The 12,952-nt window shown below is 68.8% G+C and carries 16 protein-coding genes; 10 read left to right on the top strand and 6 right to left on the bottom strand.

Annotation, left to right across the window (positions count from 1 at the left end; genetic code table 11):
- Nucleotides 1-8 precede the first annotated feature (8 nt).
- Entirely contained in the window at nucleotides 9-1,124 is a 1,116-nt protein-coding gene (locus tag ACZ6YV_RS32875; protein WP_465513314.1) for a C40 family peptidase, read from the top strand.
- A 451-nt stretch (nucleotides 1,125-1,575) separates the two neighbouring features.
- On the opposite strand, the gene ACZ6YV_RS32870 is transcribed toward ACZ6YV_RS32875, so the two are convergent.
- Complete coding sequence (locus ACZ6YV_RS32870; RefSeq protein ID WP_465513313.1) at nucleotides 1,576-2,406, bottom strand: alpha/beta fold hydrolase; 831 nt, start codon at nucleotides 2,404-2,406, stop codon at nucleotides 1,576-1,578.
- A gap of 58 nt (nucleotides 2,407-2,464) precedes the next feature.
- Between ACZ6YV_RS32870 and ACZ6YV_RS32865 the strand changes: the two genes are divergently transcribed.
- From ACZ6YV_RS32865 to ACZ6YV_RS32845, 5 genes are all read left to right on the top strand, one after another.
- Nucleotides 2,465-2,860 carry a nitroreductase/quinone reductase family protein gene (locus ACZ6YV_RS32865; RefSeq protein ID WP_465513312.1) on the top strand — a complete coding sequence of 132 codons (396 nt, stop codon included), beginning with the start codon at nucleotides 2,465-2,467 and terminating at the stop codon, nucleotides 2,858-2,860.
- A 41-nt stretch (nucleotides 2,861-2,901) separates the two neighbouring features.
- A complete protein-coding gene (locus tag ACZ6YV_RS32860) occupies nucleotides 2,902-3,297 on the top strand; it encodes a MerR family transcriptional regulator (protein WP_465513311.1) in 396 nt (131 codons plus the stop codon).
- Entirely contained in the window at nucleotides 3,298-3,633 is a 336-nt protein-coding gene (gene trxA / locus ACZ6YV_RS32855; protein WP_378240774.1) for a thioredoxin, read from the top strand.
- 196 nt (nucleotides 3,634-3,829) lie between these two features.
- Nucleotides 3,830-4,453, top strand: coding sequence for a LysE/ArgO family amino acid transporter (locus ACZ6YV_RS32850; RefSeq protein WP_465513310.1), 624 nt, complete (start codon nucleotides 3,830-3,832; stop codon nucleotides 4,451-4,453).
- 51 nt (nucleotides 4,454-4,504) lie between these two features.
- Nucleotides 4,505-4,939: a VOC family protein gene (locus ACZ6YV_RS32845; protein ID WP_465513309.1), complete on the top strand. Its 435-nt coding sequence runs from the start codon at nucleotides 4,505-4,507 to the stop codon at nucleotides 4,937-4,939.
- Here ACZ6YV_RS32845 and ACZ6YV_RS32840 read toward each other — a convergent pair.
- The 5 genes from ACZ6YV_RS32840 to ACZ6YV_RS32820 all read right to left on the bottom strand — a co-directional run bounded on the left by ACZ6YV_RS32840 (nucleotide 4,936) and on the right by ACZ6YV_RS32820 (nucleotide 9,288).
- Nucleotides 4,936-6,690, bottom strand: coding sequence for an alpha/beta hydrolase family protein (locus tag ACZ6YV_RS32840; protein ID WP_465513308.1), 1,755 nt, complete (start codon nucleotides 6,688-6,690; stop codon nucleotides 4,936-4,938). The two genes, ACZ6YV_RS32845 and ACZ6YV_RS32840, sit on opposite strands and share 4 nt — an antisense overlap.
- Before the next feature lie 4 nt (nucleotides 6,691-6,694).
- Complete coding sequence (locus ACZ6YV_RS32835; RefSeq protein ID WP_465513307.1) at nucleotides 6,695-7,135, bottom strand: SRPBCC family protein; 441 nt, start codon at nucleotides 7,133-7,135, stop codon at nucleotides 6,695-6,697.
- A complete protein-coding gene (locus ACZ6YV_RS32830; RefSeq protein WP_465513389.1) occupies nucleotides 7,132-7,449 on the bottom strand; it encodes an ArsR/SmtB family transcription factor in 318 nt (105 codons plus the stop codon). The genes ACZ6YV_RS32835 and ACZ6YV_RS32830 overlap by 4 nt, the downstream gene beginning before the upstream one ends.
- A 67-nt stretch (nucleotides 7,450-7,516) precedes the next feature.
- Nucleotides 7,517-8,215: a lysoplasmalogenase family protein gene (locus tag ACZ6YV_RS32825; RefSeq protein ID WP_465513306.1), complete on the bottom strand. Its 699-nt coding sequence runs from the start codon at nucleotides 8,213-8,215 to the stop codon at nucleotides 7,517-7,519.
- 62 nt (nucleotides 8,216-8,277) lie between these two features.
- Nucleotides 8,278-9,288: a GlxA family transcriptional regulator gene (locus ACZ6YV_RS32820; protein WP_378240863.1), complete on the bottom strand. Its 1,011-nt coding sequence runs from the start codon at nucleotides 9,286-9,288 to the stop codon at nucleotides 8,278-8,280.
- Between the two features lie 43 nt (nucleotides 9,289-9,331).
- Between ACZ6YV_RS32820 and ACZ6YV_RS32815 the strand changes: the two genes are divergently transcribed.
- The 4 genes from ACZ6YV_RS32815 to ACZ6YV_RS32800 all read left to right on the top strand — a co-directional run bounded on the left by ACZ6YV_RS32815 (nucleotide 9,332) and on the right by ACZ6YV_RS32800 (nucleotide 12,853).
- Entirely contained in the window at nucleotides 9,332-10,102 is a 771-nt protein-coding gene (locus ACZ6YV_RS32815) for an NAD(P)H-dependent oxidoreductase (protein WP_465513305.1), read from the top strand.
- 52 nt (nucleotides 10,103-10,154) lie between these two features.
- Nucleotides 10,155-10,973 carry an SRPBCC family protein gene (locus ACZ6YV_RS32810; protein WP_465513304.1) on the top strand — a complete coding sequence of 273 codons (819 nt, stop codon included), beginning with the start codon at nucleotides 10,155-10,157 and terminating at the stop codon, nucleotides 10,971-10,973.
- A gap of 69 nt (nucleotides 10,974-11,042) precedes the next feature.
- On the top strand, nucleotides 11,043-12,194 hold the full coding sequence (locus ACZ6YV_RS32805) for a sensor histidine kinase (protein ID WP_465513303.1): 1,152 nt from the start codon (nucleotides 11,043-11,045) through the stop codon (nucleotides 12,192-12,194).
- Nucleotides 12,191-12,853 (top strand): response regulator, encoded by a 663-nt coding sequence (locus ACZ6YV_RS32800; protein ID WP_378240765.1) that lies wholly within the window; start codon nucleotides 12,191-12,193, stop codon nucleotides 12,851-12,853. The genes ACZ6YV_RS32805 and ACZ6YV_RS32800 overlap by 4 nt, the downstream gene beginning before the upstream one ends.
- Nucleotides 12,854-12,952 lie beyond the last annotated feature (99 nt).

The following is a 12,952-nucleotide window of genomic DNA, read 5'->3' as shown; positions in this document are numbered from 1 at the left end:
TGGACGGCGTGACCGAGCCCGACTCCGCCTTGAGCGCGCCCGAAACCAGCCCGAAGAAGTCGTGGGCGCACGGCGTGGCGATGCGCGGTCTGGTCGCCCTCCCGCTGGTCGCGGGGCTCGCGACGGCGGGCTGGCTGCTCGCGGGCGGCAACGATCCGGCGCCCGCCGACGGGAACCAGCCTGTCCCGGTCCCCGCCGCGAAGCAGGACCCGGCCACCGTCGGCGGCGGCGCGGGTCCGTCGGTCCTCGAAGTCAGCGCCCCGGTCAAGGCGCAGGAGACACCGAAGGGCGTCCGGCCGCTCGAAGAGTGGGCCCAGAAACTCGCCGGACCGCTCGACATCCCGGCGAAGTCGCTCATCGGCTACGCGAACGGCGAACTGGCGCTGCGCGGCGAGCAGCCGAACTGCCACCTTTCCTGGGTCACCCTGGCCGGCGTCGGCGCGGCGAGCTCGAACCACGGACGCGGCGGAGACAATCCCCTCGGCCTGTCCGCGCAGCAGTGGAAGAAGCACGGCGCGGCGATCCCCGGGATCGCGAAGCCCGCGCTCGCCGACCCCGACTCCGCCTCGGTCGCCGCTGGACGCGCCCTGTGCGCTTCCGGAGCCGACCTCGGCGGCGGCAACGGCTGGTGGAAGGCGATCGCCGGCTACCAGGGCGGCAAGGGCAACGAGGCCGAACTGTTCCGGCAGCGCGTCCTGGGCAACTCCCAGCTGTACGCGACGCTGTCCCTCGACCCGGCGCGCTCCTCCAGCCCCGCGGTGAAGGCGGCCCGGTTCGCCCTCGGCCAGCTGGGACTCCCGTACGTGTGGGGCGGCAACGGGCCGGAAGCGGGCGCGGCGGGCTTCGACTGCTCCGGGCTGACGAAGGCGTCCTACGACGAGGCCGGAGTCGCGCTCCCGCGGACCGCGGACAGCCAGTTCCGGGCGCTGCCGCAGGTGCCCGGCGAGCCGAAGCTCGGCGACCTCGTGTTCTACGGGAACCCGGGGACGCGGATCCATCACGTCGGGCTCTACCTCGGGAACGGCCTGATGATCAACGCGCCCACCCAGGGCCAGGCGATCCAGATCCACACGTACCACTCGAAGGGCGACGACTACACCGGCGCCGGACGGCCCGCGGCCTAGTCACGGGCATGTCCCGAAAGTGGCGTTGGGGACGCTGGGTGTCCCCAACGCCACATTGGGGACGTCCGATGTCCCGAAAGTGGCTTTCGCGACACCCGCCGGAACGTGCGTCGGCCGGGTACTCGTGAGTGGTGAGGACGGTCAGGGCCAAGGGTGTCTTTGGTACCTACTGGATTCTGACTGCGGTCGAGCGCTGGCCCGGTCCGTGAAGGCCTCCTTCCCTCGGCTCAGCCGAAGAAACTCGACCTTCACACCTTCCCAAGTCCGTGAAGGACCCCTTCACTGCGCTAGACGCAATGAAGGAGTCCTTCACGGACTGCAGGCGACCAGGGTGCTGCGCCGTGGTGGGTACCTCGTGAGTGGCTAGGACGGTTAGAACCGTCCTAGCCACTCACGAGGCCTGAAGCGGTCGCGGCGGACTCCGCGTGCCGGATGAGGACGATCTCGCAGGTCAAAGGCGCTCGGCCAGCCATTCGAGTGCGGCTTCCCCATGGCGGAGAACCGAGATGTGCCCGTCCTCGGGGAACACGCGCGCCTCGGCCGTGGCGCACTGCCGGGCGAGCCACTCCCCGTGCCCGACGGGCGCGATCCGGTCCGCGCCACCGTGCAGGAGCAGGACCGGGGCCTTGACGTCGGACGGCTGGAATCCCCAAGGCGCGACGTACGCGAGATCGTCGTCGATCAGCGCGCCGGGCCCGCCCTCGATCGCGGGGCCGACGACGTCGAGGAACCACTTCCAGTCACCCGCCAGGGCCGCGTGATCCGACGGGGTGAACGTCTGCTCGTCGAACTCGGCCGTCGCCTCGTAGTTCTCCTTCGCTTCCCGTCCCGCCAGTGCGGCCGTCAGCGAGCCAACTCCCGCCGCGCTCATTCCCGCGAACCAGTCCAGCCCGTCGACGCCGTACGGAGCCAAACACGCGACGCCGACCAGCGCCGACACCCGTTCCGGCAGCAAGGCCGCGCAAGCGAACGCGTGTGGTCCGCCGCCGGAGTGCCCGAAGACCGCGAAATGCTCGATTTCCAAGGCGTCGGCGACCTTCTCGACGTCCGATGCCACCGACGCGACATCTCGGCCAGGACGTGGCGTGGAGCCGCCGTAACCAGGCCTGTCGTAGGAGACCCACCTCAGCCCGAGCCGTTCGGCGGCCGGGAACAGCGGCGCCGGCGGGGCGCCGATGTTCGGGGTCCCGTGGTGCCAGAAGACCACCGGACCGGGCCCGCCCGTGTCGTACGTGTGCAGCGTGGTCCCGTCGCCCAGGCCCACTTCGGACTCGTTCACCATGGAACGAGCGTACTGAGACCGACCGACGAAAACAGGCGGCATCAGGCACCCTGTATCCATGTCGCGCTATCACGAGATCAAGCACCGGGTGGCCACGACCTTCCAGCGGCACGTCGGCAACCCGGTCCTCGCCCGGGTTCCGAACCAGCCGCTCCTCGAAACCACCGGCCGCAAGTCCGGGGAGCCCCGGCTGACACCGATCGGCGGCCGCAAGGTGGGCCGCCAGTTCTGGATCGTCTCGGAGTTCGGCGAGAAGTCGCAGTACGTCCGCAACATCCAGGCCGATCCGCACGTCCGGGTCCGGCTCAAGGGCCAGTGGCACACGGGCACGGCGCATCTGCTCCCGGACGACGACCCCCGCGCCCGGCTGAGGGCCCTGCCCCGGTTCAACAGCGCCGCCGTGCAGGCGATCGGCACGGACCTCCTGACCATCCGGGTCGATCTCGACGAGTGAGTTTTGCCTTGACGCCAAGGTCAAGGTTTACGCTCGGGACCATGCGGATCGGCGAACTCGCCGCGCGAACCGGGACCACTACGCGCGCGCTGCGTTTCTATGAGTCACAAGGGCTTCTCGACGCACGGCGCGCGTCGAACGGGTACCGCGAGTACGACGAGGACGACTACCGCCTGGTGAACGAGATCCTGACCCTGCAAGCGGTCGGGCTCAGCCTCGAAGACACCAGGCCGTTCGTCGAATGCCTGCGCGCCGGTCACGAGACCGGCGACTCGTGCGCCGATTCGATCGAGGTCTACCAACGCAAACTCGCCGAGGTGGACGCCTGTCTGGCCAGGCTCAACGACGCCCGGGACAGCCTGCTGGCCAAGTTGGCGGGCGCGTTGAAAACGCCGCCGGGGCCGTGCGTCGTCGTGCCGCGAACCGAGGAGGCCTGAATGTCCCTTTCCGTCGTCACCGACGAAACCTTCCAAGAACTCGTCCTCGACCAGGATAAGCCCGTCCTGGTGGACTTCTGGGCGCAATGGTGCCCGCCTTGCCACATGATCACGCCGGTGCTGGCCGAGATCGCCGAAGAACGCGCCGACGCGTTGATCATCCGCAAGCTCAACTCCGACGAGAACCCGCTCACCGCAAGGAACTACCAGGTGATGTCCCTGCCGACGCTGATCCTCTTCCGGGGCGGCAGTCCTGTTTGGACGACCGTCGGGGCCCGGCCGAAGGCACGGCTGCTGGCCGATCTGGACGCCGTTCTGGAGACGGCCCGCGTCTGACGCCTCGTGAGTGGCACGGACGGTTCTAACCGTCCCTGCCACTCACGAGGTTAATTGTGTTGCGCGCGAGGCCGTTCGTTCGCATCCTTCTGCACATGACTTCGACCCGAACCTTCCTGCCCTCGCCCTCCGTCGTCCGACGGGTGCGGACGCAGCAGCAGACCGGGTCCTGGCGGAGGCCGACTCCAGTCCGACCGTGAGCGCCGCGCTCGTCGCGGGCCTGCTCGCCGGCTATGGCATCGCCATCCCGGTGGGCGCGGTCGGGACCTATCTCGTGGTGCTGACGGCACGGTCAGGGCTCAAGATCGGCGCGTACGCCGCGCTGGGCATCGCCACGGCCGACGGGCTCTACGCCCTGATCGCGGTCCTCGGCGGCAGCAAACTCGTCTCGGTCATCCAGCCGATCGCCGGGCCGCTGCGCTGGATTTCGGTCGCGGTGCTGCTCGGGATGGCCGTCCACATCGGAATCACCGGGGTCCGGACCTACCGTGACTCCGCGAAAGCCGAGGTGAGCGAGCCCGCCGCGATCGGACCGGTGAAGGCCTACGTGAGCTTGCTCGGGATCACGCTGCTGAACCCGATGACGGTGGTCTACTTCGCGGCCCTCGTGCTCGGCAGCAAGGACATGGCCGCCGCGACCTCGGCGGAACACGTGGTCTTCGTGCTCGCGGCGTTCGCGGCCTCGGCCAGCTGGCAACTGTTCCTCGCGGGCGGCGGGGCCGTGCTGGGCAAGGCGTTGACCGGACGTCGCGGGCGGCTGGCGACAGCGCTGGCGTCCAGCGTGCTCATCGCCGTGCTCGGCATCAAACTCGTCTGGTGATGCCGAGCATCGAGGACCGTAGTTGTCCGCATCCCTTGTCAGGCTGTGTCCATGACCGAAACCCAGGAACGCCTCGCCTCCCTCCATTCCTACCTCGCCTACCACGACGCCGCGAAGGCGCTCCGCTGGCTCGAACGCGCCTTCGGTTTCGAGACCGTCACGGAATTCCCTGACGACAAGGGCCTGATCCTGCATTCGGAACTGCGGCTCGGCGGGGCCTCCATCATCGTGTTCAGCGCGGAGGACGACTACGACCGCGCGACCCGCAAGGGGGAAACGGTCGGCCACGGCCTCTACGTCAGTCTTCCGACGCAAGAGGCCGTGGACGCCGTTTTCGCCTCCGCCATCGAAGCCGGCGCGACGACGGTCTGGAAGCCCGAGAACACCGAATGGGGCAACTACCGTTGCCGCGTCGACGATCTCGAAGGCTACGAATGGACCTTTGGCACGCACATCCCCGGAGTGCCGCAGACCGACTGGAGCTAGAGCAACCGCGCGAACCACTCTCGGGTGCGACGGAGCAGATCCAGCTGGTGCTCCCGCCCGTGAATCCGATGCCCTTCGCCGGGGTAGACGACGAGGTCGTGTTCGGCACCGAAGTGGCGTAGCGCGCGATGGAAGAATTCCGCCTGGGACAACGGGACGTTCGTGTCTTCCGCACCGTGCACGATCAGCACGGGGGTCTCGATCTTCGACGCGTAGGAGATCGGGCTCAGCTGATCGTGCCGGTGCGGACCTGTCCCTTCCCAGCCGGTGCTTCCGCCGTACGCCGCTTCGAACGTGCCGAATTCGCCGGTCGCGGCGAGCATCCCCCAGTCGCAGATCCCGGCGCCCATCAGGGCCGCCTTGAAGCGGCCTGTCTGCCCGACCGCCCAGGCTGTCATGAACCCGCCGTGACTCCAGCCCGCGATCCCCAGCCGGTCCGGGTCGGCGACCCCTTCGGCGACGAGGAGGTCGATCCCGGTCTGGAGATCACTCCATTCCTCCAGTCCGACCCGGCCCGCGACCGCGGTGGCGAATTCGTGCCCATGGCCTTGTCCCCCACGGGGATTCGGCAGGAAGACGGCGTGCCCCGCCGGCGCCAGCCACTGCGCGGATGGGTACCAGCCGAGCCTGAGGCCGTCCGCGTACCGGTCGTACGGTCCTCCGTGCGGAATCGTGATCAGGGAGAAAGGTCCGTCCTCCCGGGTCTTTCCCGGCGGCAGGACGAGGATCCCGTCCAGGGCGAGACCGTCGAAAGACTTGTAGGACAAGCGTTCCTGCGATCCCCACGTGATACCGGAGAACTCCGGCGCCATGTCACCGACGCGCGTCAAAGCTCCACCCAAAGGTCCACTGTGGACATTTTTCGGATGATGGGCGGTGCTCAGCACGGTGGCCACGATCTCGCCGTTCGAAGCGATCGCGTCCGCTTGACCGCGCCAGAACGACACTTCACCGGACCCGAGCCGGTGAAGCGCCGTGTCGAGCCCGTCGGCGACGAGCATCAACGGAGCGCCGGACTCGACCTGCGCGAGCCTGATCGGACAGGCCGATTCCGGTGTCAGGTTCCGATGCTCCCCCGTTTCCACGGGAACGTCGAAGACCCCCTTGCCACCCACCATCGCCTGTGTCGCGAGATACGCGACGTGCCAGCTGTCGCCATCCCGCCACCAGACCGGGCTCGTGGACTCGAACGAAGTCTTCCCGAGATCTCGCCATTCTCCGGTTTCCAGGTCCAGCATGGAAAGCCGGGGTTCGAGCCCGCCGGGATCGAGTTCGGGCGTCGGCCAGGTGAGGACGGCGAGCGCCTTGTCGTCCTGACGACCGGCGACGTCGACCACGTGGTCTTCGATCAGGGTGGTGATCTCGCCGGTCTTCGGGTCGAAGCTCCGCAGGCGCGCCGGGCGGAGGCTTTCGCTCCAGACCCGGATGTCCGCGACCGGCGTCTCGTCCTCGGCGATGAACACGACCCTGTCGCGCATCGGGACGAACCCGGTGATCTCGCTCCCCCAGGCGAACAGCGGCCCGTCCACCGTATGAACCTGGCCGTCCCGCAGGAAGTAGAGGGATTCTGACGACCATTTCGGCGAAGTGCCCTCGGCCAGCTTCCGGGGCTGTCCGCCGCTGTCCGCGAGCCAGATCTCGGGGACACCTTTGGTGACGGTCTCGACCTGGTAAGCGATCCGGAGTCCATCCGGGGACAGCGCGGGTTCCGACGGGACATGGTGGTCGACGATCAGCTCGGCGGTCAGCATGCCTTCATACTGCCGAAAAAACCTTCCCCAGGTTGTCGAGCCAGGTTCCGGTGCCCTGCTCCCGCCAGTTCGGTTCTTCGTGTCCGTCGAGGAAAGTCCCCTGTTCGATCAGCGTCAGCCGGGTTCCGTCGCCTTCGGCTTCGAGCAGCACCGTCGTGACCGACACGGTCGCGAGGACCTCGTTCGCGGAAAGGGTCCCCGAGTAGACGATCCGCTCGTTTTCGGCGATGTCCTCGTAGCGCGCGTCGAAGACCATTCCCTTCCCGTCGTCGGGAGGACCGGTGGTGACCTCGCGGCCGCCGACACGGAAGTCCAGGGAGTGCCCGCCGCCGGGCACGGTGAACCAACCGGCTTTCGCGGCGGGGTCGGACCAAGCCGCGAAGACGCGCTCCGGCGACACGGGGTAGACGCGTTCGAGGGTGAAAGTGGCGTGCTTGACGGTCATGACCGTTTCCCTTCGTCGGAATCCAGAAAGCCACCAAGTCGGTCGAGCCGGTGTTCCCAGCCGGTGCGCTGCCCGCCGAGCCAGTCCTCGGCCATCCGCAGGCCGTCCGGTTCGAGGTGGCAGGTGCGGACACGCCCCGCCTTCTCCGACCGGACGAGCCCGCTGGCCTCCAGCATCTGGAGGTGCTGCATCACGGCGGGCAGCGACATCGACAACGGCTGCGCGAGCTCCCCCACCGAGGCGGGTCCCCGGGTGAGGCGCTCGATCATTTCGCGGCGCGTCCCGTCGGAAAGCGCCTTGAACACCTGGTCCATCCGTTGGTTAGGCACATGCTTAACTATCCGCCCACGCCGAGCGATAGTCAAGTAGATGCTTAACTTTCTAGTCTTCCGCGGTCATGCCTTCGACGAGCAGCCACTGCGAAGCGAGGTATGAGGTCAGCACGAAGGTCTCGAGATTCGCCCGCACCCGCTCGCTGGTGACGAAGTTACGGCGGATCAGGATCGCCAGATCCGACGCGGAGAACAGCAGCGCGCCGGCGGCGATCCAGGTCCGGCGGTCACCCGACGGGACCACCATGCCGCCCGAGACCTTGGCCTTCGGCGCCAAGACCGGGTCGGCCGCGAGGGTCGACGTCGTGCTCAGCAGACCTCCATAGGCCGAAAGCACCGAGGACACCGGAGACGGCTTCGGCAGCGCCATCGCGACGGCGGCCGCCGCCCACGCCCCGAGCCGGGGCGGCGCTGTCGCGGCGCGCGGTCGAGCACCGCGGCGCCACAGCAGCGCGGAGTACAGCACCTGCATCACGCCGAACGACGTCGCACCCTTGATCAGCTCGCCGTCCTCGTCGGACCTGCCCATGAAGTGGTCGCCCGCCCCCGCCGCGACCAAGGCGGCGACGAGCAGGCCCTTCTCCCCCGGCGCGAGCCCTCGCGCTCGCGCGACCCGGGCGGCGAGCACCGGGACCGCGGCCGGTTTGGCCACCAGCTGCACCTTCCGGTTGCCCGTCCTGGCGGCATACACCGTGCCGATCGCGGCTGCGCCGAACAGCACGCGCTCGGCGATTTTAAGGGCCTTCACTAACCCACCTCCGGAACTTATTTCTGGGTAAGTTACCAGGCGGTCAGCGCTCTCGGCGTCCTCTAAACGGCCTCACGGAAGGTGTTCCGGTACGCGCTCGGCGAGACCCCCAGCGCCGCCTGCAGGTGCTGGCGCAGCGACGCGGCGGTCCCGAAACCCGCGTCGGCGGCGACCCTGTCCACCGGCAGGTCGGTCTCTTCGAGCAGCTGGCGGGCCCGTTCGATCCGCTGCTGGGTCAGCCACTGCAGTGCCGAGATGCCGACTTCGTCGCGGAACCGCCGGGTGAACGTCCTCGTGCTCATCGCCTCTTTCGCGGCGAGTTCACGCAAGGTCAGCGGCCTGTCGAGGTTCTCCAGCGCCCAGGTCCGCGCGGCCGCCGTCGACGAGGACTGCGGTTCCGGCACCGGACGCCGGATGAACTGCGCCTGCCCGCCCTCGCGATGCGGCGAGACGACCGTTCCGCGCGCGACCTCGTTCGCGACGGCGGCACCGTGATCGCAGCGGATCATGTGCAGGCAGAGGTCGATCCCGGACGCGACGCCCGCCGCGGTCAGGACATTCCCGTCGTCGGTGTAGAGCACGTTGGGATCGAGGGCGACCTTCGGGAACTTCGCCTGGAAGTCGAGCGCCGAGCGCCAGTGCGTGGTCGCCTTCCGGCCGTCGAGCAGGCCGGCGGCGGCGAGCACGAAGGCGCCCGTGCAGATCGACGCGATCCGGGCGTCCGGCCGGATCAGCTCCAGCGCCCTGGCGAGCGGTTCGGTGAGGTCCTGCCCCGTCGGCTCGTATTCGGTGGACGACGCCGGGATGACGACGGTGTCGGCCTCGGCCAGCACTTCCGGCCCGCGCGCGACCGAGATGACGACGTCGGCGTCGGTCCGGATCTGCCCTGGCTCCGGCGTGCAGGTGACGACCTCGTAGAGCGGCTCGCCGCCGGCCGACTTGGCCGTGCCGAACAGCCGGGTGACGATGCCCAGCTCCATCACCAGCATTCCGTGGCGGACCAGCACGGCGACCCGATGGCGGCCGGGATGCACGAAAGAGCCCATGGCTTGATTCTTGCACATGTTGGCCATCGGGCCACTCGTGTCGACCGCCAGACCAAGCGACGGTGGGGACATGAACGTGCTGTGGATCTTCGCCCATCCGGAACCCCGTTCCCTCGGCGGCTCGCTGCGCGACGAGGGGGTGCGCACCCTTCGCGCGCAGGGCGCCGAAGTCCGGGAATCCGACCTGTACGCGATGAAGTGGAACCCCGTCGTCGACGCCGACGACTTCGGCTCGGCCGCCGAAAGCGACCGGCTGATCGTCGGTTCGACGTCGAAGAACGCCTTCAAGTCCGGCGAACTCAGCGCCGACATCCGCGCCGAGCACGAAAAACTGGCCTGGGCGGACACCGTGATCTTCCAGTTCCCCCTGTGGTGGTACGGAATGCCCGCCATCCTCAAGGGCTGGTTCGACCGCGTCTTCGTCAAGGGTTTCGCCTACGGTGTCCAGCGTCCCGACGGCCGGACGGCGCGCTACGGCGAAGGGGCGCTTGCCGGGAAACGCGCCATGGTCGTGCTGACCGCGGGCGCGCCGGAGGCCACGATCGGACCGCGCGGCGTCAACGGCGAGATCGACGACCTGCTGTTCCCGCTACAGCACGGAACCCTGTGGTACGCGGGAATGTCCGTCCTACCCCCGCTGACGGTCTGCGGCGCCGACCGCGTTTCCCCTGAGCAGTACGACGCCGCAGCCGAAGCACTGCGAGAACGCCTGCGGACGCTGTCCACGCGCGACCCGATCCCGTTCCGCAGCCAGAACGGCGGCGACTACGACGACGCGCTGGTCCTGCGCGACGCGTTCGCGCCCGGCCGGCGCGGGAACGGCGTCCACCTCGACGTTTGACCAAGTATTCCTACACGGTTATATTCCCCTGACGGCACATTAGGAGGTAACCGTGACCGCTCGCACCCGGTTGGAAACCGTCGGAGAACGCCCCGCGCTGCGGATCGAACGTCGTCTCGCGCACCGCCCGGAGCGTGTCTGGCGGGCTGTCACCGAGCCCTCGGAGCTCGCGAAATGGTTCCCCGCGGCGGTCACCGTCGACCTGCGGCCGGGCGGGGTCATCGAGTTCACCTTCGAAGGCGAAGAGGCCCCGACAGCGGGCAAGGTCCTCGAAGCCGACGAACCGCGCGTGTTCGCCTTCAGCTGGAACGACGACGTGCTGCGCTGGGAGATCACCCCGGACGGCGACGGCAGCCGTCTGCTGTTCACGCATACGTTCGGCCGCGGCGAACCCGCCATCGCCAGGATCGCGGCGGGCCGCACGGCCGCCGGCTGGGACAGTTGCCTCGTCGCGCTCATCGCCTTGCTCGACGGCGAAGAACACGAGCCGCCGAAGGACTGGGTCGGCCCCATCGAGGCCTACGTCGAGGAGTTCGGGCTCGCGGACGGCGAAGTCCTGGAAACCGGCGAGGGCAAGGTGATCCGCTTCCGCCGCGACCTGATCTGGAAACCCCTCGATGAGCTCTGGGCCCTGCTCGCCGCTGGAAAGCCCGCGGGCACGATCATCCGCGAAGAACCACCGCGCCTGCTGGAGTTCTCGCTGCCACGCGGCGGGATCGTCCGCTGGGAGTTCACCCACTCCGAACTCGACGGCACCATGGTCGAGCTGACCCAAACCGTCCCTGCCGGACAGGACGACGTCGTACCCGAGGCGCTGCGAAGCTGGCGTGAGAAGCTGCAGGAGTTCTTCGCGGCGGCTCACGGACGCTGATCTCCACCCAGGGGATGACCTCCACCGGATGGACGCGGAGACCGCGTCCATCCGGCTAGGTTTTCGCGTATGAAACAACCGTCGGGGCTCTCCCGCCGCGTCGCGAACACGATCGACGCGCTGCTCGCGCTGGTGCTCGTCGTGGCCGTCGGCGGGAACCTCGGCGCGGGGACCTGGACGTTCCTCGTCGCCATCCCGATGTGGCTCGCCTGGGCGACGGTCGCCGCCAGCGGTATCGCGATCGCGCTGCGCCGTCACCGGCCCCTGATCTCCTACGGCCTCGGCCTCGGCAGCCTGGTCCCGGCCCTGATCGCCGGCAACGGGCTGGGCCCGGCCGCGCTCCTGGCCACCGGATGCGCCCTGTACACCGTGGCGCTGGAACACCCCCGGACCCGTTCGCTGATCGCGATGGGCCTCGGCCTGGTCGTCGTCATGATCTTCGAACTCCTGCGGCTCGGGCCGAACACGATCGCGTCGACCGCCTTCGCCGGCGGCGGGGTGGTGGGCTCGTGGGCGCTGGGCTGGATGACGCGGCAGCGGCGCGCGAACCTCGCCCAACTCGCCGAAACCCAGGCCGACCAGGCCGTTTCCGACGAACGGCTGCGCATCGCCCGCGAAATGCACGACGTCGTCGCGCACAGCATGAGCCTGATCGCGGTCAAGGCGGCCGTCGGCAACCACGTCGCGCGGGAGCAACCCGAAGAAGCGCGCGAAGCGCTGCGGGTCATCGAACTCACCAGCCGCGAAACCCTCGTCGAACTCCGGCGGATGCTCGGCGTCCTGCGCTCCGGCGACGGCACGCCCGAGGCCGCGCTCGGCCCCGCGCCGAAACTCGCCGACCTGCGGACCCTGGCCGAACGCGCCGGACAGGCCGGGGTGCGTGTCGAGCTGACCGGGGAACTGGTGGACGACCTCCCCGAAGGTGTCGCGCTTTCGGTCTACCGCATCACTCAGGAGGCGGTGACCAACGTCGTGAAGCACGCGGGGCCGTCGGCCTGCCGGATCACGATCACCGAAGACCCAGGCGAAGTCAGTGTCGAAATCGTCGACGACGGCCGTGGCGAAGGCTCACCCGCGACCGTCGGCGGCCACGGTTTGATCGGCATGCGCGAACGCGTCGCGGTCTACGGTGGTGACTTCGAAGCGGGCCCGCTGCCCGCCGGGGGATTCCGGGTGTACGCGCGGTTGCCGTACGCCGCCAAGGAAATGGGGACACGATGATCCGCGTACTGATCGCCGACGACCAGGCGTTGCTGCGCGGCAGCTTCCGCGTGCTCGTCGACAGCGCGCCGGACCTCGAGGTCGTCGGGGAAGCGGGCGACGGCGCGGAAGCGGCGGAACTGGCCGAGAAGGAACGCCCCGACGTCGTGCTGATGGACGTCCGCATGCCGGAACTGGACGGGATCGAGGCGACCCGGCGGATCTGCTCGTCGGCCGCCACCGAAGGCGTCCACGTGCTGATGCTGACGACTTTCGACCTCGACGCCTACGTCTATTCGGCGCTGCGCGCGGGGGCGAGCGGATTCCTGCTGAAAGACACCCCGCCCGCCGAACTGCTGACCGCGATCCGGGTCGTCGCGGGGGGCGAAGGACTACTCGCCCCTTCGATCACACGAAGGCTCATCGCCGAGTTCGCCCGCCTGCCCGAACCGGGCCAGCGCGTCGCGGCTTCGCTCGACAACATCACCACGCGCGAGCGGGAGGTCCTGGGCCTGATCGCGCGTGGCCTGTCGAACGACGAGATCGCCGGGACGCTGCACCTCGGGCTGGCGACGGTGAAGACGCATATCGGCCATCTCCTGCACAAACTCGCGGCACGGGACCGGGCGCAGCTCGTGATCGCGGCCTACGAATCCGGTCTGGTCCGCGCGTCCGTCTAGCCCTATGTCCGACCGGTGGGCGGGGTTCCGGGCCTTGCCCCGCTTGAAGTACGTGAAGGCCCCCTTCATTGCGCCTAGCGCAATGAAGGGGGCCTTCAC

It is taken from the genome of Amycolatopsis sp. NPDC102522 (genome assembly GCF_055584485.1).
This window is presented reverse-complemented; position numbering and strand designations above follow the sequence as displayed.